The 22561-nt window shown below is 67.9% G+C and carries 16 protein-coding genes; all 16 read right to left on the reverse strand.

The window, feature by feature from the left end:
* Positions 1-10: 10 nt before the first annotated feature.
* Positions 11-616: a 50S ribosomal protein L4 gene (rplD, locus tag ACQPY4_RS37515; RefSeq protein ID WP_433329379.1), complete on the reverse strand. Its 606-nt coding sequence runs from the start codon at positions 614-616 to the stop codon at positions 11-13.
* Positions 613-1263, reverse strand: a complete 651-nt coding sequence (gene rplC, locus ACQPY4_RS37520; RefSeq protein ID WP_433329381.1) for a 50S ribosomal protein L3 — start codon at positions 1261-1263, stop codon at positions 613-615. The genes rplD and rplC overlap by 4 nt, the downstream gene beginning before the upstream one ends.
* 14 nt (positions 1264-1277) lie before the next feature.
* Positions 1278-1586 carry a 30S ribosomal protein S10 gene (rpsJ, locus tag ACQPY4_RS37525; RefSeq protein ID WP_018657599.1) on the reverse strand — a complete coding sequence of 103 codons (309 nt, stop codon included), beginning with the start codon at positions 1584-1586 and terminating at the stop codon, positions 1278-1280.
* 103 nt (positions 1587-1689) lie between these two features.
* Positions 1690-2883: an elongation factor Tu gene (tuf, locus tag ACQPY4_RS37530; protein WP_433329384.1), complete on the reverse strand. Its 1194-nt coding sequence runs from the start codon at positions 2881-2883 to the stop codon at positions 1690-1692.
* Between the two features lie 86 nt (positions 2884-2969).
* Positions 2970-5030, reverse strand: coding sequence for an elongation factor G (gene fusA, locus ACQPY4_RS37535; protein WP_433339182.1), 2061 nt, complete (start codon positions 5028-5030; stop codon positions 2970-2972).
* 94 nt (positions 5031-5124) lie between these two features.
* Positions 5125-5595 (reverse strand): 30S ribosomal protein S7, encoded by a 471-nt coding sequence (gene rpsG / locus ACQPY4_RS37540; protein WP_433329386.1) that lies wholly within the window; start codon positions 5593-5595, stop codon positions 5125-5127.
* Entirely contained in the window at positions 5595-5969 is a 375-nt protein-coding gene (gene rpsL / locus ACQPY4_RS37545; protein ID WP_433329388.1) for a 30S ribosomal protein S12, read from the reverse strand. Before rpsL ends, rpsG begins: the two co-directional genes overlap by 1 nt.
* 528 nt (positions 5970-6497) lie before the next feature.
* Positions 6498-7922: a hypothetical protein gene (locus ACQPY4_RS37550; RefSeq protein ID WP_433329390.1), complete on the reverse strand. Its 1425-nt coding sequence runs from the start codon at positions 7920-7922 to the stop codon at positions 6498-6500.
* A 730-nt stretch (positions 7923-8652) separates the two neighbouring features.
* Positions 8653-8883 carry a hypothetical protein gene (locus ACQPY4_RS37555; RefSeq protein WP_433329392.1) on the reverse strand — a complete coding sequence of 77 codons (231 nt, stop codon included), beginning with the start codon at positions 8881-8883 and terminating at the stop codon, positions 8653-8655.
* A 156-nt stretch (positions 8884-9039) separates the two neighbouring features.
* Positions 9040-12912, reverse strand: coding sequence for a DNA-directed RNA polymerase subunit beta' (locus ACQPY4_RS37560; RefSeq protein WP_433329394.1), 3873 nt, complete (start codon positions 12910-12912; stop codon positions 9040-9042).
* A gap of 20 nt (positions 12913-12932) precedes the next feature.
* The gene (rpoB, locus tag ACQPY4_RS37565; protein WP_433329396.1) at positions 12933-16400 is read right to left on the reverse strand and encodes a DNA-directed RNA polymerase subunit beta; all 3468 of its coding nucleotides are present in this window, start codon (positions 16398-16400) and stop codon (positions 12933-12935) included.
* Between the two features lie 393 nt (positions 16401-16793).
* A complete protein-coding gene (locus tag ACQPY4_RS37570) occupies positions 16794-18020 on the reverse strand; it encodes a hypothetical protein (RefSeq protein ID WP_433329398.1) in 1227 nt (408 codons plus the stop codon).
* The gene (locus ACQPY4_RS37575) at positions 18017-18535 is read right to left on the reverse strand and encodes a hypothetical protein (protein WP_433329400.1); all 519 of its coding nucleotides are present in this window, start codon (positions 18533-18535) and stop codon (positions 18017-18019) included. The genes ACQPY4_RS37570 and ACQPY4_RS37575 overlap by 4 nt, the downstream gene beginning before the upstream one ends.
* A complete protein-coding gene (locus tag ACQPY4_RS37580; protein ID WP_433329402.1) occupies positions 18532-20013 on the reverse strand; it encodes an MCE family protein in 1482 nt (493 codons plus the stop codon). Before ACQPY4_RS37580 ends, ACQPY4_RS37575 begins: the two co-directional genes overlap by 4 nt.
* Positions 20010-21284, reverse strand: coding sequence for an MCE family protein (locus ACQPY4_RS37585; protein ID WP_433329404.1), 1275 nt, complete (start codon positions 21282-21284; stop codon positions 20010-20012). The genes ACQPY4_RS37580 and ACQPY4_RS37585 overlap by 4 nt, the downstream gene beginning before the upstream one ends.
* The gene (locus ACQPY4_RS37590) at positions 21281-22558 is read right to left on the reverse strand and encodes an MCE family protein (protein WP_433329406.1); all 1278 of its coding nucleotides are present in this window, start codon (positions 22556-22558) and stop codon (positions 21281-21283) included. The genes ACQPY4_RS37585 and ACQPY4_RS37590 overlap by 4 nt, the downstream gene beginning before the upstream one ends.
* Positions 22559-22561: the final 3 nt, after the last annotated feature.

The raw sequence follows: 22561 nt of genomic DNA on the forward strand, positions 1-22561 counted from the left end.
GTCCTCCCCCTTACTTCTTCTTCGCCGCGCGGGCGACGAACTCGTCGTACGCCTTCTGCGTGAAGACGACCTCGTCGTTCACCAGGACGTCATAGGTGTTGAGCTGGTCGGACACGATGAGGTGCACGCTCGGCTCGTTGGACAGGCTCTTCCAGGTCAGGGCGTCCTCGGTGTCGAGCACCACGAGCACGCGCTTGGCCTCGGTCACGCCTCGCAGCGCGGACAGAGCCGTCTTGGTCTTGGGAACGTCACCCTCGATGAGGTGGTCGACCACGTGCACCCGGCCGAACCGCGCGCGGTCCGACAGGGCGCCGCGCAGGGCGGCCGCCTTCATCTTCTTGGGCGTCTTCTGCGTGTAGTCCCGCGGCTGCGGGCCGTGCACGATGCCACCACCGGCGAACTGGGGCGCGCGGGTCGAGCCCTGACGGGCGCGGCCGGTGCCCTTCTGCCGGTAGGGCTTCTTGCCACCGCCGCGGACTTCGCCGCGGGTCTTGGTGGAGTGCGAGCCCTGGCGAGCCGCGGCCTGCTGCGCCACCACGACCTGGTGGATCAGCGGCACGCTCGTCTTCGCGTCGAAGATCTCGGCGGGAAGGTCGATGTCGAGCCTCGAAGTCACTTGCCCGCTCCCTTCACAGCGTCGCGGACCAGCACGACCCCGCCGTTCGGACCGGGAACCGCGCCCTTGATGAGCAGCAGGTTCTTCTCGGCGTCGACGGCGTGGACGGTCAGGTTCTGAACGGTGGTCCGCGCGTTTCCGTGGCGACCGGCCATGCGCAGGCCCTTGAACACGCGACCGGGGGTCGCGCAGCCGCCGATCGAACCCGGCGAACGGTGCTTGCGCTGGGTGCCGTGAGAGGCGCCGAGGCCCTTGAACCCGTGGCGCTTCATGACACCCGCGGTGCCCTTGCCCTTGCTGGTGCCGGTCACGTCGATCTTCTGGCCGGCCTCGAAGACGCTGGCGGTGATCTCCTGGCCGAGTTCGAACTCGGTGGTGTCGTCGGCCCGCAGTTCGACGAGATAGCGGCGCGGTGTCACGCCGGCCTTCTCGAAGTGACCCGTGCGCGGCTTGTTCACCTTGCGCGGGTCGATCTGCCCGAAGCCGAGCTGGACGGCGGTGTAGCCGTCGGTCTCCTGGCTCCGGAGCTGGGTCACGACACACGGCCCGGCCTGGACGACGGTCACCGGAACGATCCGGCCCTCATCGTCGAAGACCTGGGTCATGCCGAGCTTCTCGCCCAGGACGCCCTTCCTCTGCTTACTCATTCTCGGTGCGTCCCTTAGAGCTTGATCTCGATGTCAACGCCGGCCGGCAGGTCGAGCCGCATCAGCGAGTCGACCGTCTTGGGCGTCGGGTCGATGATGTCGATCAACCGCTTGTGCGTGCGCATCTCGAAGTGCTCGCGGCTGTCCTTGTACTTGTGCGGCGAGCGGATGACGCAGTACACGTTCTTCTCGGTCGGCAGCGGCACCGGGCCCGCGACCTTGGCGCCCGTCCGCGTCACCGTCTCAACGATCTTCTTCGCGGAGGTGTCGATGACCTCGTGGTCGTAGGCCTTGAGCCGGATGCGGATCTTCTGTCCCGCCATGGTGGCCTCGGTGTCCTTTACTGGTAGTGCCGCTGGGAATTGCTGGGGTCGTGATGCGGCGGCCCGCCTTGTGATGGGGCGGGCCGCCGCCTCGACGAGGGTGCTACTTGATGACCTTGGTGACGCGACCGGCGCCGACCGTCCGGCCACCCTCACGGATGGCGAACTTCAGGCCCTCCTCCATGGCGACGGGCTGGATCAGCTCGACGCGCATCTCGGTGTTGTCGCCCGGCATGACCATCTCGGTGCCCTCAGGGAGGAACACGACACCGGTCACGTCGGTGGTCCGGAAGTAGAACTGCGGACGGTAGTTGTTGAAGAACGGCGTGTGGCGGCCGCCCTCGTCCTTGGACAGGATGTAGACCTGAGCCTCGAACTCGGTGTGCGGGGTGTTGGTGCCCGGCTTGATGACACACTGGCCGCGCTCGACGTCCTCGCGCTTGATGCCGCGCAGCAGCAGGCCCACGTTGTCGCCGGCCTGGCCCTGGTCGAGCAGCTTGCGGAACATCTCGACGCCGGTGACCGTGGTCGAGGTCGAGTCGGTCTTGATGCCGATGATGTCGACGGTCTCGTTGACGTTGACCACGCCGCGCTCGATGCGGCCGGTCACGACGGTGCCGCGACCGGTGATCGAGAAGACGTCCTCGATCGGCATCAGGAACGGCTTCTCGGTGTCACGAACGGGCTCGGGGACGTTCTCGTCCACGGCCTTCATGAGCTCCAGGATCGACTCGCCCCACTTGGCGTCGCCCTGCAGCGCCTGGAAGGCCGAGACGCGCACGACCGGAAGGTCGTCGCCCGGGAACTCGTACTCGGACAGGAGCTCACGGACCTCGAGCTCGACGAGCTCCAGGATCTCCTCGTCGTCCACCATGTCGCACTTGTTCAGCGCGACGACGATGTAGGGGACGCCGACCTGGCGGGCCAGGAGCACGTGCTCCTTGGTCTGCGGCATCGGGCCGTCGGTGGCGGCCACGACCAGGATCGCGCCGTCCATCTGGGCGGCACCGGTGATCATGTTCTTGATGTAGTCGGCGTGCCCCGGGCAGTCGACGTGAGCGTAGTGACGCGACTCGGTCTGGTACTCAACGTGCGCGATGGAGATCGTGATACCGCGCTCGCGCTCCTCCGGCGCCTTGTCGATGTCCTCGAAAGGCGTGAAGGGGTTGATGTCCGGGTGCGCGTCGTGCAGCACCTTGGTGATCGCCGCGGTAAGGGTGGTCTTACCGTGGTCGATGTGCCCAATGGTGCCGATGTTCACGTGCGGCTTGGTCCGCTCGAACTTGGCCTTGCCCACTGGTAGCTCCTTGTTGCGATCCTCGGCCGTCTAGGCGACCGCTTCGATGTGTGCTCTGGCTTGGTGATCTGGTGGCAGGCCGGGTACTACTCGCCCCGAGCCTTGGCGATGATCTCCTGCGCGACGTTCCCCGGAACCTCGGCGTAGGAGTCGAACTGCATGGTGAAAACAGCCCGGCCCTGGGTCTTGCTTCGCAGATCACCCACGTAGCCGAACATCTCCGACAGCGGGACGAGGGCCTTGACGACCCGCATGCCCGAACGCTCGTCCATGGACTGGACCTGGCCACGGCGGCTGTTGAGGTCGCCGATCACGTCGCCCATGTTCTCTTCGGGCGTGGTGACCTCGACCGCCATCATCGGCTCCAGCAGCGTGGGGGACGCCTTGCGGGCGGCCTCCTTGAACGCCATGGAACCGGCGACCTTGAACGCCATCTCCGAGGAGTCGACGTCGTGGTAGGCACCGTCCTGCAGCGTCACCTTGACGCCCACCATCGGGTAGCCCGCCTGGATGCCGAACTCGGCGGCCTCCTGGCACCCGGCGTCCACCGACGGGATGTACTCCCGCGGGATACGGCCACCGGTGACCTTGTTGACGAACTCGTAGCCGTCGTTGCCCTCGCCCAGCGGCTCCAGGTCGATGATCACCCGGCCGAACTGACCCGAGCCACCCGTCTGCTTCTTGTGGGTGTACTCGACCTTCTCGACCTTCTTGGTGATCGTCTCGCGGTACGCCACCTGCGGCTTGCCGACGTTGGCGTCGACCTTGAACTCGCGCTTCATCCGGTCGACGAGGATCTCCAGGTGGAGCTCGCCCATGCCGGCGATGACGGTCTGGCCGGTGTCCTCGTCGGTCCGGACCGTGAAGGACGGGTCCTCTTCGGCCAGCCGCTGGATCGCGGTGCCCAGCTTCTGCTGGTCGGCCTTGGTCTTGGGCTCGATCGCGACGTGGATGACCGGAGCCGGGAAGTTCATCGACTCCAGGACGACCGGGTTCTTCTCGTCGCTCAGCGTCTCGCCGGTGGTGGTCTGCTTGAGGCCCATCACCGCGACGATGTCGCCGGCGCCGACGCGGTCGATCTCCTCGCGCTTGTTGGCGTGCATCCGGTAGATCTTGCCGATCCGCTCCTTGCGCTCCTTGACGGAGTTCATCACGGAGGTACCGGTCTCGAGCACGCCCGAGTAGACGCGGATGAAGGTGAGCTTGCCCAGGTGCGGGTCGCTCGCGATCTTGAAGGCCAGCGCGGAGAACGGCTCGTCCTCGCTCGGCTTACGGATGATCGTCTCTTCCTCGTTGCGGATGGCGTGGCCCTCGATGGCCTCGACGTCAGCGGGGGAGGGAAGGTAGCGGACGATCGCGTCCAGCAGCGGCTGCACGCCCTTGTTCTTGAATGCGGTGCCGGTGAGCACCGGGGTCAGGTTGCCCGCGAGGGTGGCGCGACGGATCGCCGGGTAGATCTGCTCCACGGTGGGCTCGTTGCCCTCCAGGTACAGCTCCATGATCTCGTCGTCGGCCTCGGCCAGCGTCTCGATCAGCTTGTCGTGGTACTCGCGGGCGGCCTCGGCGTGCGAGTCGGGGATGTCGACCGTGTCGTACATCTCGCCGAGCTTGGCCTCTTCGTTCCAGACCAGAGCCTTCATCGTCACCAGGTCGACGACGCCCTTGAAGTCCGCTTCGGCGCCGATCGGGATCTGCATGACCAGCGGCGTGGCCTGCAGACGGTTCTCGATCATGTCGACACAGCGGTGGAACTCCGCACCGACCCGGTCGAGCTTGTTCACGAAGCAGATGCGAGGCACGTTGTACCGGTCGGCCTGACGCCACACGGTCTCGGACTGGGGCTCCACACCGGCGACGCCGTCGAACACCGCGACCGCGCCGTCGAGCACCCGCAGCGACCGCTCCACCTCAATGGTGAAGTCGACGTGCCCCGGGGTGTCGATGATGTTGATGGTGTGCTTGACGTCCTCGACGGGCCAGGTGCAGGTGGTGGCCGCGGAGGTGATGGTGATGCCCCGCTCCTGCTCCTGCTCCATCCAGTCCATGGTGGCGGCGCCGTCGTGGACCTCGCCGATCTTGTAGCTCATCCCCGTGTAGTAGAGGATGCGCTCCGTAGTCGTCGTCTTGCCCGCGTCAATATGGGCCATGATCCCGATGTTGCGGACCTTGGCCAGGTCTACACCGGTCTTGGTAGCCACTGTGTCCTCGCGTCGTCTCGTAGTGAGTCAGGTGCCGCCGCTGTCACCAGCGGTAGTGGGCGAAAGCCTTGTTGGAGTCCGCCATCTTGTGCGTGTCCTCGCGCTTCTTCACAGACGCGCCGAGGCCGTTGCTCGCGTCGAGCAGCTCGTTCATCAGCCGCTCGGTCATGGTCTTCTCCCGGCGCTGCCGGGAGTAGAGCACCAGCCAGCGCAGGGCGAGGGTGGTGCTCCGCGCGGGACGCACCTCCACCGGAACCTGGTAGGTCGCGCCACCGACCCGGCGGCTCTTGACCTCGATGGTCGGCTTGACGTTGTCGAGCGCGCGCTTCAGCGTGACGACCGGGTCGTTGCCGGTCTTCTCGCGAGCGCCTTCGAGGGCCTCGTAGACGATGCCCTGGGCGATCGACCGCTTGCCGTCCAGGAGCACCTTGTTGATGAGCGCGGTGACCAGCGGCGAGTTGTACACCGGGTCAGCGATCAACGGGCGCTTGCCAGGCGATCCCTTGCGCGGCATTAGCTCTTCTCCTTCTTCGCGCCGTACTTGCTTCGCGCCTGCTTGCGGTTGCGCACACCCTGGGTGTCGAGGGAACCGCGAATGATCTTGTACCGAACGCCGGGGAGGTCCTTAACACGACCGCCGCGCACGAGCACGATCGAGTGCTCCTGCAGGTTGTGCCCGACGCCGGGGATGTAGGCCGTGACCTCGATGCCGCTGGTCAGCCGGACTCGGGCGACCTTGCGAAGCGCGGAGTTCGGCTTCTTGGGCGTCGTCGTGTAGACGCGCGTGCAGACACCCCGGCGCTGGGGGCTGCGGTTCAGCGCAGGCGTCTTGTTCTTGGTCACCTTGTCCTGGCGGCCCTTTCGGACCAGCTGCTGGATCGTGGGCACCGCGTCTCCGTCTTCACTCGTACCAAGCCGGTAAGTCTTTGTTCTGCCTGAACTCCGCTCGCGCGGAGCCCGTCATCACCACCCCATGTGAGGCTGTGACCTGCCGGTTTCCCGACCCTCTCCGACCCCCGCGGTCGGGCGTGTCGCGCCCTCTCCAGAGGCCGACACGGACCGCCCGACCCAGAAAATGTGGGCCGAATCAAGCCGGGGAGTGGTTGCGGCGCCTGGCCCGCCCCCTTCGGGGGTCTCGCCGTCGCGCACGCAGATTGGCCCGCACAGCGGGCACGAAGAGAAAGATTACCTACCCCCGCACGAAAGTGCAAAGCGAACGCCGCACTACCGTGCCGGACCCCCTCGCCGCAACCATCCGGCGCGACACAGGCCGTGCCCGAAACCGAGCGATCCATGCCGTCCGGAACCGCTCGAACACCCGGAACCCAACGGGCGTCCCCGCCCCACCAGGGACGAGAACACCCGTAGGAGTTCCGACCACGGCCACGTCTCCGTCGAGGAGACGTGACCGACCTTTTACATCAGGAACGCCACCGCGACCGCGATGATCAGCACGACCACCACGCCGCCGACGATCCCGAGCAGCAGGTTCTTCTTGCCCTTGCCCTCTCCTTCGTTCCCGTAGGACGAAGGCGGGTAGGCACCTCCCTGCTGCTGCTGACCGAACTGCTGGGGCTGCTGCTGCTGGGGCTGCTGCCCGTACTGCTGCTGTGGTTGCTGCCCGAACTGCTGGGCCCCCTGCTGCTGAGCACTCTGCTGCTGAGGCTGCTGCCCAAATTGCTGAGCACCCTGCTGAGGCTGCTGGCCGTAACCCTGCTGCCCCTCCTGCCCGAACTGCTGGGCCCCGCCCTGCTGCTGGCCGTAACCCTGCGGCTGTTGTTGCCCGAACTGCTGGGCCCCTTGCTGCTGACCAAAGTCACCTTGCTGCTGCTGCTGTGGCGGCGGCCCCTGCTGCCCACCCCACTGCTGCTGTCCAAGGTCCATACGCGTCTGGTCGGGCCGGGAGGTCTGCGGGTCAAACGCGGCGGTGGACTTCAGGTCCTCCGACGCCTCTCCCCCGGGCGCCCCATACGCGGGCGGCTCCGCCCCCGAAGAGGCGGCCCCCGAACTCGGGTCCGGCGGAGGAACCATCAGCGTGCGGTCCTGGTCGAATCCGGGCTGGGCCTGACCGGGCCGTCCCTCGGACGACCACGGCTCGGGCGTGGCCGGAGGAGCCGGCGTCTGCCACGGCTCGTTCACGGGCTCGGCCGGACGGCGCTCAGGCCCGGACGCCACCGGGATGTCGGTCCCGGGAGACCAGTGCAGCGTCGCCTGGTCGTCCACAACGGGCCTCTGCTGCTCCGGCTCCGGCGCCCCACTCCCGGGACCCGGCACGATCAGCGTCCGCTCTCCGCCACTGTCAGAGCCGCCTGGAGGCGTCCCCTGCTGCTCGTACCCGGGCGGAGGAGGCGGCTGCTGCCCGAACTGCTGCTGAGCAGGCTGATCAAAGCTGGTGGGCGCAGCCGACTGCGGCGGCCCATACCCACCCTGCCCAGGAGCCCCATAAGGCTGCTGCGGGGCCTGCTGCCCATACGCCGGCTGCTGCTCCTGCGCAGGAGGCGACTGCCCATACTGCGGCTGCTGCTCCTGCGGAGCCTGCTGCCCGTATTGCGGCTGCTGCTCCTGGGGGGCCTGCTGGCCATATTGCGGCTGCTGCTCCTGCGGGGGGCCGTACTGCGGCTGCGGCGGCCCCGAGGGCTGCTCGAACTGCATCGGCTCCAGGATCGTCTGCGGCGCGGACGGAGGCGGCGTGGGAGGCTCCTCCTGCGGCGGACCGGGCTGCTGGGGCGCCTGCTGGCCACCCAGCTGGGGCGCGCCGAAGACCACGGTCCGCTCGCCGACCGGTCGAGCCGGCGGCTCCTTCTTCTCGGACCGGCCGCCCGCGTCCTCATCCTCAGGCAACGGCCTCTGCGGTCCCTGCGTGCCGTCATTCTCGGTCATCGTCGGGCTCCTTCAGCGCCGTCTTCCCGAGCGCGTCGTACGCCCGGGCCCGTGCCCGTCCACTCGGAGACGCGCGGCGCATAACGCGGCCTCCAACTGCCGTTCCCATTCCCCCACGTGGCGGAGTAGCCACCCAGAGGACTTTCGTCCCCCAGACTGCCCCGACCCCTGGTCCTATCGCAAATCACCACCCCTGAGAGACGCCCGACCGTCCCCCCACGTTCCCCAAACCCACCCCCACCCGCCCCACGCCCGCCAATCCACCCGAACGTTCCTTGAGCAGCACGCGCGAGCCGACGGTCTTCCAACGCGGAGCCCAACGACCAGACCCCGCGACGCGAGCGCCGAACAGGCGGCCTCCTGGCCGCGGGGCAGCCGTCGACTCGGCGAATAGCCCGGCCCGCACGCGACGGCGACGCCCAGAGGCTCGAAAGCGCGACGACGGTGATGGGCGCCGTCGAGGTACGCGTGATCAGCGCGCGCAAGCCGGGGTTTTCCAAGCCGACTCCAGCACCTGCTGGATCGTCGTGCGTAGGCGACGGCGACGCTCAGGGCGCTGGGCGGGTGGTTCGTGTGAGTTGCTGCCGGGGCGCCGCGGCGATGCGTTGACTGGGGGCGCGTGGCGGCGAGAAGGGCTTGTAGGCGTGGGAGCGGGGCCTTCGTGGCGGCTAGGGGTGTGGGTGCTGGTGGGTTAGGGGGACGTGGTGCATTCGGTTGTGGCTCGGCGGGGGGTCATTCCGGCGTTGACGTGGTGGGTTATGCAGTGGCGTTGTTCGGTGGTGGGGTGGGGGGTGCCGCAGAGCTTGACGCTGGAGTAGGTGCGGCAGTCGCGGGCCGGTTCGGCCGTGGTGGGGGCGGCGGAGGCGGCGCCGCCTAGGACGATCATGGTGCCGAAGACGGCCGTTGGGACGAGCTTGTTCATGGATTCCCCCTCTTGATGGCACGTTATGCGGTTCTGGGCCCCTTTCCGGCAGGGGGACGCTAAAACTCGGACAAAGGGGGGTCGAGTGGGTTTTTACCTGGGGAAATGGCGCGAGGGCCGCCTCCCTGATGGGAGGCGGCCCTCGGGGCGTTGTTCTTAGCGGTTGTACTGACCGAAGTCGTACTCCTCCAGCGGGACGGCTTCGCCGGAGCCCTGGCCGAAGGCGTACTCGGCGCCGTCGTCGTACGAGCCGACGCTGTAGACGGCGGCCTTGGCCTCTTCGGTGGGCTCGACCCGGACGTTGCGGTACTGCGGCATGCCGGTACCCGCCGGGATGAGCTTACCGATGATGACGTTCTCCTTGAGGCCCAGCAGCGGGTCGCTCTTGGCGTGCATCGCGGCCTCGGTCAGGACCCTCGTCGTCTCCTGGAAGGAGGCGGCCGAGAGCCAGGACTCGGTGGCCAGCGAGGCCTTGGTGATGCCCATCAGGACCGGACGTCCCGCGGCCGGGACGCCACCGTCGGCGACCACGTTGCGGTTGGTCGACTCGAACAGCGGACGCTCGACCAGGTCACCCGGGAGCAGGTCGGTGTCGCCCGACTCGAGGATGTTCACCCGCTTGAGCATCTGGCGGACGATGATCTCGATGTGCTTGTCGTGGATCGACACACCCTGCGACCGGTACACCTCCTGGACCTCGTGGACCAGGTGGAGCTGGACGGCGCGCGGGCCGAGGATGCGCAGGACCTCGTGCGGGTTCTGCGCACCGACGATGAGCTGCTGCCCGACGTCGACGTGCTCGCCCTCCTTGACCAGGAGCCGGGACCGCATGGGCACCGGGTAGGCGATCTCGTCGGAACCGTCGTCCGGGACGACGACGACCTTGCGGGTCTTCTCCGTCTCGTCGATCTTGATCCGGCCGGCGACCTCGCTGATCGGGGCCACACCCTTGGGGATGCGGGCCTCGAACAGCTCCTGGACACGCGGCAGACCGTGCGTGATGTCCGCGCCGGCGACACCGCCGGTGTGGAACGTGCGCATGGTCAGCTGGGTGCCGGGCTCACCGATGGACTGCGCGGCGATGATGCCGACTGCCTCGCCGACGTCCACGCGCTTGCCGGTGGCCAGCGAGCGGCCGTAGCAGGCGGCGCAGACACCGATCTTGGCCTCGCAGACCAGGGCGCTGCGGGTCCGGACGGACTCGACGCCCGCCTCGACCAGGCGGCTGACCACCGTGTCCGACAGGTCGGTGTCGGCGGGGAACACGACGGTCCCGTCGACCACGACATCCTCGGCGATGGTGCGGCCGACCAGGCCGGTCTCGGTGGTGGCCGGCTTGACCAGCGTGCCGTCGGCCAGCTTCTCGGCGATCGGGAACGGGATCGTGCGGTCGGTGCCGCAGTCGACCTCGCGGACGATCACGTCCTGGGCGACGTCCACCAGACGACGGGTCAGGTAACCCGAGTCGGCGGTGCGCAGCGCGGTGTCGGCCAGACCCTTGCGGGCGCCGTGCGTCGAGATGAAGTACTCGACGACCGACAGGCCCTCACGGAAGGACGACTTGATCGGACGCGGGATGGTCTCGCCCTTGGGGTTGGAGACCAGGCCGCGCATACCGGCGATCTGGCGGAGCTGGAGCGGGTTACCGCGCGCGCCCGACTGGATCATCATCCAGATCGGGTTGGTGGCGGGGAAGGCCCCCTCCATGTCCTTGGCCACGTCGGCCGTGGCGTGGTTCCAGATCTCGATGAGCTCCTGACGGCGCTCGTCGTCGGTGATCAGACCGCGGTCGAACTCGCGCTGCACCTTGTCGGCGCGGCGCTCGTAGGACCCGAGGATCTCGGCCTTGTTCGGCGGGGTCACCACGTCCTCGATGGAGATGGTGACGCCGGACCGGGTCGCCCAGTGGAAGCCGGTGCTCTTGAGGGCGTCCAGCGCGTTGGCCACCTCGACCTTGGGGTAGGTCTCGGCCAGCTCGTTGACGATCGCCGAGAGCTGCTTCTTGCCCACCTCGCCGTTCACGAACGGGAAGTCGGCCGGGAGCGTCTCGTTGAACAGCGAGCGGCCCAGGGTGGTCTCCAGCCGGTAGGGCTGGCCCGGCTCGTAGCCCTCGGGCGCCTGCCAGCCGCGGGGCGGCGGGACGTCCTTGAGCCGGAGCTGGATCTTGGCCTGGAGGTTCAGCTCCTCGCGGTCGTAGGCCATGATCGCCTCGGCGATCGACCCGAACGCGCGTCCCTCGCCCTCGGCGCCTTCCTTCTCGGTCGTCAGCCAGTAGAGGCCGATCACCATGTCCTGGGTGGGCATGGTGACGGGCTTGCCGTCCGACGGCTTGAGGATGTTGTTGGTCGAGAGCATCAGGATCCGCGCCTCGGCCTGCGCCTCGGCCGACAGCGGCAGGTGCACCGCCATCTGGTCGCCGTCGAAGTCGGCGTTGAACGCGGTGCAGACCAGCGGGTGGATCTGGATGGCCTTGCCCTCGACCAGCTGCGGCTCGAACGCCTGGATGCCCAGGCGGTGCAGGGTCGGGGCGCGGTTCAGCAGCACCGGGTGCTCGGTGATGACCTCTTCGAGCACGTCCCACACGACGGGACGGGCCCGCTCGACCATGCGCTTGGCGCTCTTGATGTTCTGCGCGTGGTTGAGGTCGACCAGCCGCTTCATGACGAACGGCTTGAACAGCTCCAGCGCCATCTGCTTGGGCAGGCCGCACTGGTGCAGCTTGAGCTGCGGGCCGACCACGATGACCGAACGGCCGGAGTAGTCGACGCGCTTGCCGAGCAGGTTCTGGCGGAACCGGCCCTGCTTGCCCTTGAGCATGTCGGAGAGGGACTTCAGGGGACGGTTGCCCGGTCCGGTGACCGGACGACCGCGGCGGCCGTTGTCGAACAGCGCGTCGACGGCCTCCTGAAGCATCCGCTTCTCGTTGTTGACGATGATCTCGGGCGCGCCGAGGTCGAGCAGGCGCTTGAGCCGGTTGTTCCGGTTGATCACGCGGCGGTACAGGTCGTTCAGGTCGGAGGTCGCGAAGCGGCCACCGTCCAGCTGCACCATCGGACGCAGGTCCGGCGGGATCACCGGGATGCAGTCGAGCACCATGCCCAGCGGGCTGTTGCGCGTGTTGAGGAACGCCGAGACGACCTTCAGCCGCTTGAGAGCGCGGGCCTTCTTCTGGCCCTTGCCCGTGCGGATGATGTCGCGGAGCTTCTCGGCCTCGGCCTCGAGGTCGAAGTTCTGGAGCCGGGCCTGGATGGCCGCGGCGCCCATGCCGCCCTCGAAGTACTTGCCGAAGCGGTCGCGCATCTCGCGGTAGAGCAGCTCGTCGCCCTCGAGGTCTTGGACCTTGAGGTTCTTGAACCGGCTCCAGACCTCTTCCAGACGGTCGAGTTCGCGCTGCGCGCGGTCGCGCAGCTGCTTCATCTCCCGCTCGGCGCCGTCGCGGACCTTGCGCTTCTGGTCCGCCTTGGCGCCGGCCTCCTCCAGCTCGGCCAGGTCGCCCTCCAGCTTCTGCTGGCGGGCCTCGACCTGCGCGTCGCGGGCCTGCTCGATCTGCTGGCGCTCCACCGAGATGTGCGCCTCGAGCGTGGGCAGATCACGGTCGCGCCGATCGGTGTCGACGCTGGTGATCATGTAGGCCGCGAAGTAAATGATCTTTTCGAGATCCTTCGGGGCCAGGTCGAGCAGGTAGCCCAGGCGTGACGGGACGCCCTTGAAGTACCAGATGTGCGTGACGGGTGCGGCCAGCTCGATGTGGCCCATCCGCTCACGACGCACCTTGGCACGGGTCACCTCGACGCCGCAGCGCTCACAGATGATGCCCTTGAACCGGACGCGCTTGTACTTACCGCAGTAGCACTCCCAGTCCCGAGTCGGACCGAAGATCTTCTCGCAGAAGAGCCCGTCCTTCTCCGGCTTGAGGGTCCGGTAGTTGATCGTCTCCGGCTTCTTCACCTCGCCGTGCGACCACTGGCGGATGTCGTCGGCGGTCGCCAGACCGATGCGAAGCTCGTCGAAGAAGTTGACGTCAAGCAACTTGTTTCCCCTTGAGTTGATCAGACCTCTTCGACACTGCTCGGCTCGCGCCGGGACAGGTCGATGCCGAGCTCCTCCGCAGCGCGGAAGACGTCCTCATCGGTGTCGCGCATCTCGATGGACATGCCGTCGCTCGACAGCACCTCGACGTTGAGGCAGAGCGACTGCATTTCCTTGATGAGCACCTTGAAGGACTCGGGGATGCCGGGCTCGGGGATGTTCTCGCCCTTGACGATGGCCTCGTAGACCTTCACGCGGCCGAGCACGTCGTCGGACTTGATGGTCAGCAGCTCCTGCAGCGCGTACGCGGCGCCGTAAGCCTCAAGGGCCCAGACCTCCATCTCACCGAAGCGCTGGCCGCCGAACTGGGCCTTACCGCCGAGCGGCTGCTGGGTGATCATGGAGTACGGGCCGGTCGAACGAGCGTGGATCTTGTCGTCGACCAGGTGGAGCAGCTTGAGGATGTAGATGTAGCCGACCGAGATCGGGTCCTTGTAGGGCTCGCCGGTACGGCCGTCGAAGAGCCGGGCCTTGCCGCCGGGGCCGACCAGGCGGTCGCCGTCGCGGTTGGGCACGGTGCTCTCGATCAGGCCGGTGACGTCGTCCTCGCGGGCACCGTCGAAGACCGGCGTGGCGGTTTTGGTCCACGGCGGGGCCTCTTCGGCACCGATCTCGTTGAGCGCCTTCTTCCAGTCGGCGTCCAGGCCCTCGACCTTCCAGCCGCGGCTGGCCACCCAGCCGAGGTGGGTCTCGAGCACCTGGCCGACGTTCATACGGCCGGGCACACCGAGCGGGTTGAGGACGATGTCGACCGCGGTGCCGTCCTCGAGGAACGGCATGTCCTCGACCGGCAGCACCTTGGAGATGACGCCCTTGTTGCCGTGACGTCCCGCCAGCTTGTCACCGTCGGTGATCTTGCGCTTCTGGGCGACGTACACCCGGACCAGCTCGTTCACGCCCGGCGGGAGCTCGTCGCCCTCGTCGCGGCTGAACACGCGGACCCCGATGACCTTGCCCTGCTCGCCGTGCGGCACCTTCAGGGACGTGTCGCGGACCTCGCGGGCCTTCTCGCCGAAGATCGCGCGCAGCAGCCGCTCCTCGGGGGTCAGCTCGGTCTCGCCCTTGGGCGTGACCTTGCCGACCAGGATGTCGCCGGGGACGACATCGGCGCCGATGCGGATGATGCCGCGCTCGTCGAGGTCGGCCAGGACCTCCTCGGAGACGTTCGGGATGTCCCGGGTGATCTCTTCGGGGCCCAGCTTGGTGTCGCGGGCGTCGACCTCGTGCTCCTCGATGTGGATCGAGGACAGGACGTCGTCCTGCACCAGGCGCTGGGACAGGATGATGGCGTCTTCGTAGTTGTGGCCCTCCCAGGGCATGAACGCGACCAGGAGGTTCTTGCCGAGCGCCATCTCGCCCTGGTCGGTGCAGGGGCCGTCGGCGACGACCTGCCCGACCTCGACCCGCTGCCCCTCGGTCACGATCGGCTTCTGGTTGAAGCACGTGCCCTGGTTGGAGCGCTTGAACTTGGCCACTCGGTAGGTGGTGCGCGTGCCGTCGTCGTTCATGACGGTCACGTAGTCGGCCGAGACCTCCTCGACCACACCGGCCTTCTCGGCGGTGATCACGTCACCGGCGTCGACGGCGGCGCGGTACTCCATGCCGGTGCCGACCAGCGGGGCCTCGCTGCGCAGCAGCGGGACCGACTGGCGCTGCATGTTGGAGCCCATCAGCGCGCGGTTGGCGTCGTCGTGCTCCAGGAACGGGATCATCGCGGTGGCGACGGAGGTCATCTGCCGCGCGGAGACGTCCATGTAATGCACATCGGACGGCCCGACCAGCTCGACCTCGCCACCCTTCTTGCGGATGAGGATCTTGGAGTCGGTGAACGTGCCGTCGTCGTTGAGCAGCGAGTTGGCCTGCGCGACGACGAAGCGGTCTTCCTCGTCGGCCGTCAGGTAGTCGACCTGGTCGGTGACCCGGCCGTCCTGGACCTTGCGGTACGGCGTCTCGACGAACCCGAACGGGTTGACGCGGCCGAACGCGGCGAGCGAGCCGATCAGGCCGATGTTCGGGCCTTCCGGGGTCTCGATCGGGCACATGCGGCCGTAGTGCGACGGGTGGACGTCACGGACCTCCATGCCCGCCCGCTCACGGGACAGACCGCCCGGGCCCAGCGCGGACAGACGACGCTTGTGCGTCAGACCGGCCAGGGGGTTGGTCTGGTCCATGAACTGGGAGAGCTGGCTGGTGCCGAAGAACTCCTTGATGGAGGCGACGACCGGCCGGATGTTGATCAGGGTCTGCGGCGTGATCGCCTCGACGTCCTGGGTGGTCATCCGCTCGCGGACGACGCGCTCCATCCGGGCCAGGCCCAGCCGGACCTGGTTCTGGATCAGCTCGCCCACCGTGCGCAGGCGCCGGTTGCCGAAGTGGTCGATGTCGTCGACCTCGATCGGGACGGGGACCGACCCGAAGGTGGCCTCCTCCTCGCCGGCGTGCAGCCGGACCAGGTACTCGATCGTGGCGACGACGTCGTCTTCGGTCAGCGTGCCCTGGTGCATCTCCAGGTCGAGCCCGAGCTTCTTGTTCACCTTGTAGCGTCCGACCTTGGCCAGGTCGTACCGCTTGGGGTTGAAGTACAGGTTCTCCAGCAGCGTCTGCGCCGACTCCTTGGTCGGCGGCTCGCCCGGCCGCAGCTTGCGGTAGATGTCGAGCAGAGCGTCGTCCTGGCCGGACGTGTGGTCCTTCTCCAGGGTGACGTTGATCGACTCATAGGCGCCGAAGCGTTCGCGAATGCGTTCCTCGGTCCAGCCCAGCGCCTTGAGCAGCACGGTGACCGGCTGCTTGCGCTTGCGGTCGATGCGGACGCCGACGTTGTCGCGCTTGTCGATCTCGAACTCGAGCCAGGCACCCCGGCTGGGGATGACACGGCAGTCGAAGAGGTCCTTGTCGGACGCCTTGTCGAGGGCGCGCGCGAAGTACACGCCTGGCGAACGCACCAGCTGGGACACGACGACACGCTCGGTGCCGTTGATGATGAAGGTGCCCTTGGGCGTCATGAGCGGGAAATCGCCCATGAACACCGTCTGGCTCTTGATTTCACCGGTGGTGTTGTTGATGAACTCCGCCGTGACGAACATGGGGGCGGAGTAGGTCATGTCCTTGTCCTTGCACTCCTCAACGGAGTACTTGGGCGGCTCGAACCGGTGATCGCGGAACGACAAGGACATGGTCCCGGAGAAGTCCTCGATGGGACTGATCTCCTCGAAGATCTCCTCGAGGCCCGACTGGTCCGGGACGCTCTTACTTCCGGCCTTCTGGGCCGCCTCGACCCGGGCCTTCCACCTCTCGTTGCCCAGCAGCCAGTCAAAAGAGTTGGTCTGCAGCGCAAGGAGGTCCGGGACTTCGAGCGGCTCCTTGATGCGCGCGAAGGAGACGCGGTTCGGACCGGTTGCGGTATTCGAGGCGTTGCGCGAGGCTGCCAAGAGTGGTCCTTCCGAGGGCTCGCGGCGTAACTGACGACACGCACGCCAGACGACCCAGGTGCAAGACCTTGCAAATCGGCCCAAACCGGGCCAGGCAGGGGTGCTCTCGCACGAGGATAGTCAGAGGGCAGCGCAAAGGGGCAGTGTAGCCGACCACCACACCGCTCGCAACTCTAGCGCCGCAGTATGCATCACAGTTGCCTTGGAGCATCGCTCCTCAAGCCCTTCCAGTCAAGAGCGGACTTGGACTTTTCAGGCCCTGACCTGCAGTGAGGAAGGCCATAGTTTAGGAACCGGCGCCTTACCCGCGAGTAGGCCCGAAAGACGGGCCGAGCGGCCGCCCTGATCGGACGGCCGCTCGGGTGTACGGCGGCGTGTGACGTGCCTGGTCGACTACGAGATCACGGTCAGCTCGGACGCCTTCCAGGCGTCCCCGGACTTCACCATCGTCATCTTGATCCGGAGGGGCTCGGGGAGCCGCTTCTCCTTGTCGGCCTTGGTGGCCGTCGACCGGTTCGCGTAGACGAGCGTGACGACCTTGTCAGGGGTCGCGCTCACCGTGCCGACCTTGATCACGGTCGTGGTCGAGACGGCCTGCTGCTCGACGGCGGTCGTCCGCAGCGTCTGGGCGAGCTTGTCGTAGTCGCTGCGCAGCTTGCCGGTGGTCTGCGCGGACGCGGACTTGAAGTCGTTCTCCAGCGTCCGGTAGTCGTAGGACGACAGGTCCTGCGCCGCCCGCGAGGCCGCGATCTTGGCCTGGTCCGACGCCTTGGCCGACGCCTCGAAGTCGGAGTGCTTCATCCAGAGCATCACGACGGCCACGGCCAGCACGGCGGCCACGAAGGCGAGCGCCGCGACGCGCACCGTCCCCGCGGCCCGCAGCGCCCTTCTCCGGCCGGACGCGCCGTCCTCGTCGTCGTCGTCCTCGTCCGCTTCGACGTCGATGTCGCCCTTGGCGAGCTCGACCTTGGCATCAGAGCCCACCGCCTCGTCGTCGTCCTCGACGTCCTCGTCGACCGTGACGACATCGGCGCCGCCCTTCGCGCCGGTGACGGTCTTGACGGCGCCGTCGGCCTCGACATCGTCGGGCTTCACGTCAGTGGCGGCCTTCACGTCAGTGGCGGCCTTCACGTCAGTGGCGGCCTTCACGTCAGTGGCGGCCTTCACGTCAGTGGCGGCCTTCACGTCAGTGGCGGCCTTCACGCCGGTGGCGGCCTTCACGCCGGTGGCGGCCTTCACGTCAGCGGCGGCCTTCGCGCCGGTGGTGGTCTTGGCGGCGGCGTCGGCCTCGACATCGTCGGGTTTCGCGTCAGTGGCGGTCTTGGCGTCGGCCTCGACGCCGGTGCCGTCGGCGTGGGTGCCGGTGTCGAGCGCCTCGGTGGCTTCGTCCTGGCCGGTCTCGGTCTTGAGGTCCGCGTCGGCGGGCTCGGGGACGTCGTCGGCGTCGGAGTCGTCCTCGGCCTCGGCGGCGGCCAGGGCGGCCTTCTGGGCCAGCCTGGCGGCCTCCTTGGCGCGCTGGGCGGCCTCCTCGGCGAGCTGAGCGGCCTTCTCGGCCTCTTCGGCCTTGCGGGCCTGCTCTTGCGCCCTGCGGGCCTTGTCGGTGGCTGAGCGCGTCGTCACGGGACCATCCTCAGCTTGGACACCAGCCACTTGTCACCGTTGCGGCTGAGGTCCATCAGGTAGCGGTAGGGCTGGCTGGTGCCGTTGGGCACGTTGCGGTTCTTCAGCAGGCTGTTGAGGGACACCATCACCTCCGCGGAGTCGGAGTCCATCGAGACGACGGCGGCGTCCACGTCGGTGACGGTGGTCTGGGCCTTGGCCTTGGTGACCGACTCGACGAACACCTTGCCCTGCGTGGCGAGCTGGTTCTTCAGGTCGCCGGCGGCCCCGGAGAGGATGCGGTCGAGGGCCTTCTGCGGGTCGGTGTAGTCGACGCTCATGAGGTTGACCCCCATTTGCCGCGCGGACTGCGCCGCCTTCTCGCGCTGGTCCCGGTCGCGGTTCCCCTGCCAGACCTCGTATCCCAGCCAGACGGTGCCCGCCGCGAGCAGCGCGACGACCACCCCCAGCGCCACCGTCAGGACGCCCAGAGAGGAGCCGCGAGGGCTCTCGTCGGCGGGTTCGGTGTCTTTCACTGGCTCAGGGGTCCGAGTAGAAGCCATTTCCACGAAGCTTCCTCTCCCAACTGGCGGGTGCCTGCGCTTCGGGGCATGAGATAACGCTTGCCGTCCGGTCCGTAGACCGCGCCGGTGGCAGGATCGTACCCGGCCATCTCCACCGCTTGTGACGAAAGCGGCACGTAGACGTTACTGCTCGTCTGCTGGTCAGAGGGGGTGGCGGCGGTCTTCTGGCGGTCGGCGGAGGTCTTCTCGGCGTCCTTGGCCGCCGCCTTCTCGCGGCTCTGGCCGGAGGTCTCGCCGTTCGCCCCGCCCTCGGGGAACCCGGCGCCGTCGGTGGCTCCCGGGGGCAGCTTCGGGACGGGGACGAGCGCCTCCTGCGGCCAGTTGCGGGGGCCTCGGACGGCGCTGCCGGAGTTCTTGGGGTCCTTGCAGCCCGCGTTCAGCGGGGGCTTCTTGTAGCCGGTGAACTGGGGCCAGCGGCGCTTGGTCTGCTCGTAGCCCTTGGTGCAGGGCGGCGGGGCGTCGATGTTGAGCGCCAGGCCGAGGTGCTGGGTTCCGTCCCCGGGGGTGACGGTGAAGGCTCCGGCGACCGTGACCGGGTAGAGGATCATCAGCGACCGGAGCCCGGCCTGCTTGGCGGTGAGGATCTGGCCGGTGGTGCTGAGGTTGGCCAGCAGCACCGGGAGCGTGGGCGCCAGGTCGTCGATGGTCTTGTCGATCTGGGTGGCCGCGGGCGGGGCCGAGTCGATGGCCGCGCGCAGCGCCGGGTCGTCCTTGCGGATCTGCGTGGTGAGCTCGTTGAGCCGGCCGGCGAACCCGCGGATGTTGGCGCCCTGGGAGCGCTGGGTGTCAAGGACGGTGCGGCTGTTGTCGAGCAGCTGCTTGGTGTCGGGGTAGGCCTCGTCGAAGGTCTGCAGGAGCCGGTCGGTGTCGTCCAGGATCGACTGGAGGTCGGACGCCGAGCCGTTGAAGGCCTTGTCGAGCTCGTCGACGATCGTGCCGAGGTGCTTGGGGTTCACCGAGGTGACCAGCTTGTCGACGTTGCGCAGCAGCTCGGCGGTGGACACCGGGAGCTTGGTGTTCTGGCGCGGGATCGTGTACGGGCCGCCCTCGTCCAGGTAGGGCTCCTTGAGCCGGCCCGGCTGGAGGTCGATGTACTGCTCGCCCACGGCCGAGCGGTTGGCGACGACGGCGGTCAGGCCGTCGCGCGGGATGCGCTTGCTCTTGTCGGTGCGCTCCAGCAGCAGCTTGACCTTGATGCCGCCCGGGGTGAGCTTGATCGGGCCGACCCGCCCGACCGGCACGCCGCGGTAGGTGACCTCGGCGTTGGTGAACACGCCGCCGGAGTCGGTGAGGTCGACGTAGGCGGTGTACTGCTTGTTGAGCAGGCCGCGCCCGATGCCGATGTAGTTCACCGACACGATGAAGACGCCGACGACCGTGATGATCGCGAAGATCACCAGCTGGATCTTGACTCCCCGCTTGATGATCACGAGAGGCCCCCCATCATCAGGGTCCGGAGATCGTGCGTCCCCCCGGGCGCGAGCGCCTTGGGCTTGCCCGTCTTCTGCGTGCTTGGTGTCTTCTGCGTCCCGCCGCTACCCGGGAGGCCCGGCAGGCCGGGCTGGGCGCCGGTGTCGCCCGGCATCTGCGGCAGGACGCCCAGCGGCGACTGCGGGAGAGTCACGTTCGGGACCTGGAGCATGCCGCGCATCTGCTGGCCGCTGCCGAGCAGGCCCTCCAGGTCGGTGCCGCCCAGCAGGTTCCTGGCGATCGACTCGAAGTCGAGGTCGACCGTCAGCCGGACGTTGCCGTAGTCGCCCTTGATCACGTTCCCGAACGTCGCCGGGAACGGGAAGGTCACCAGGGCCTCCAGCGACTTGGGCAGGTCGGACCCGGCCTTGTTGAGGTTCTTGGCGATCTTCTCCAGGTCGCGCAGGTTCGCCAGCAGGTCGTCCTTGGACGCCCTGATCACGCCGGTGGTGGTCTTGCTCAGCCGGTCGAGGCTGACCAGCATCCTGGTGAGGTCGGCGCGGTTGCGGTTCAGGATCGTGATCGCCGGGCCGGTCTTGTCGATGGTGTCGGCGATGGTCTTGCGCTCGGCCGACAGCTTGCCGCTGAGCCGGTCGATGCTGTCGAGGGCCCGGGTGATCGCGCCGCGGTTGCGGTCGAGGGTGCCGACGAAGGTGTTGACCCGGTGCAGCACCGACTTGATCGTCGCCTCACGGCCGTTCATCGCGGCCGACAGTTCATGGGTGATGGTCGCGACCTGCTCGATTCCGCCGCCGTTGAGCAGCAGCGAGAAGGCCGAGAGCACCTCCTCGATCTCGGTGCTTTTGGTGGTGCGGTCCAGCGGGATCACGTCGCCGCCGGACAGCTCGCCCCGCGGCGTCTCGTTCGGCGGCGCCGACAGCGCCACGAACTTCTCGCCCAGCAGGCTGGTCTGGCCGATGGTGGCGACGGCGTTGTCGGGCAGCTTGACGTCTTTGCGCACCTTGACGCTCACCACGGCGTGCCAGCCGAGGTTCCCGCCGGCCAGGTCGATCTTGTCGACCTTGCCCACCGAGACGTCGTTGACCTTGACCACCGACTGCGGGACGAGGTCGAGCACGTTGGAGAACTCGATCTTGACCTTCTTCGGGTCGCTGCCCAGGTCGGGACCGCCCGGGAGCGGGATCGAGTCGACGCCGCGAAAGCCGCACCCCGACAGGGCGGCGGCGCCGGCGAGCGCGGCCGCGCCGAGCCGAATCACGGACCGCCTCATTGGCCACCTCCAGGCAGCAGCGCGCGGATGTCCCTGGGCTTCTGCTGCTGTTGCTGCGTGGGCGTCCGGGGGTCGTTCTTGGCGTTCTTGGCGTTGCCGCCGCGTCCCGGCTTGCGCGGGTCGTCGGGCCCGTAGGCGTCCGGCGGGATGGGCTCGGGATCGTAGTGCGTGGTCAGCGCCGTGATCCACGACAGGTCGAGGTGCAGCCCCGTCAGCGCCTTGCCGATGCCGTTGTAGGGCCGGACGAAGTCGAGGCACTGCTTGGCCGGCGTCCCGACCGAGTAGGCCAGCGAGCAGATCCAGTCGGCCAGGTCGTGGAACTGGCGCAGGTCGGCCCGGTTGTGGATGGTGCCGCTGATCGGGTCGTAGGCGCGGGCCAGGTTGTTGATGGCCAGCGGCGCCGTGACCAGCGCCTCGGACAGGGCGTCCTTCTGCTTCACCAGGATCCCGGTGATCTGCGCGAGCTGCCGGACGTTGTCGGCGAGCTGCCCCCGGTTGTCCTTGATGAACCGCTGGACGTTGCGCAGCGTCGGCCCGAGCGTGTTCAGGGCCGCGCTGAGCTCCTCCTTCTCCCCCGCCAGCTGCCCGGAGACGCCGTTGAGGTTGGAGGTGAACGACCGGATCTGCTGGTCGTTGGCCTTCATCGCCCCGGTGATGATCCGCAGGTTCTGGATGGTCTTGGCGACGTCCTGGCGGTCGGCGCTGAGCGTGCTCAGCATCTTGGACGTGTCGTCGATCGTCTGGCGGATGTCGGTGCCCTGGCCCTGCAGGGTGTTGGCGCCGACCTCCAGCAGCCGCGACAGCGAGCCGTCCTTGTTGGCTCCCTCGGGGCCGAGCGCCTTGTTCAGGTCGTTCAGGCTGGTGCCGACCTCGTCGACCTCGACCGGCACCGCGGTGCGGTTGGTGGCCAGCGCGGGCGGGTCGTCCGGCATCACCGGGCCGCCCTTGTAGACGGGGGTGAGCTGGATGTAGCGGTCGGCGACCAGCGACTGGTTGACGATCACCGCCTGGGCGTCGGCCGGGACCTTGTACTTGGCCTCGTACTTCATCTGGACCTTCACCGCGTCGCCCACCGGGGTGACCTTGGTGACCTTGCCGACCTTGATCCCGAGGATGCGGACGTCCGCGCCCGCGTAGAGGCCGACGGTCTTGGTGAAGTAGGCCGTGAGGTGCTTCTGCCTGGGCTCCTGGAAGAACAGGACGAGCACGGCGGCCAGCACGGCCAGGGCGACGACGGCCCCGCCGATCCGGAGGATGGTTCCTGAGTTACGCACGGA

The organism is Spirillospora sp. CA-294931 (assembly GCF_050946795.1).
Lineage (GTDB): Bacteria > Actinomycetota > Actinomycetes > Streptosporangiales > Streptosporangiaceae > Spirillospora.

Coding starts and splice junctions, on each gene's coding strand:
- rplC (WP_433329381.1), bottom strand. CDS start 1,263: ATGAGTAAGCAGAGGAAGGGCGTCCTGGGCGAGAAGCTCGGCATGACC.
- rpsJ (WP_018657599.1), bottom strand. CDS start 1,586: ATGGCGGGACAGAAGATCCGCATCCGGCTCAAGGCCTACGACCACGAG.
- fusA (WP_433339182.1), bottom strand. CDS start 5,030: ATGGCCCATATTGACGCGGGCAAGACGACGACTACGGAGCGCATCCTC.
- rpsG (WP_433329386.1), bottom strand. CDS start 5,595: ATGCCGCGCAAGGGATCGCCTGGCAAGCGCCCGTTGATCGCTGACCCG.
- ACQPY4_RS37555 (WP_433329392.1), bottom strand. CDS start 8,883: ATGAACAAGCTCGTCCCAACGGCCGTCTTCGGCACCATGATCGTCCTA.
- ACQPY4_RS37585 (WP_433329404.1), bottom strand. CDS start 21,284: ATGAGGCGGTCCGTGATTCGGCTCGGCGCGGCCGCGCTCGCCGGCGCC.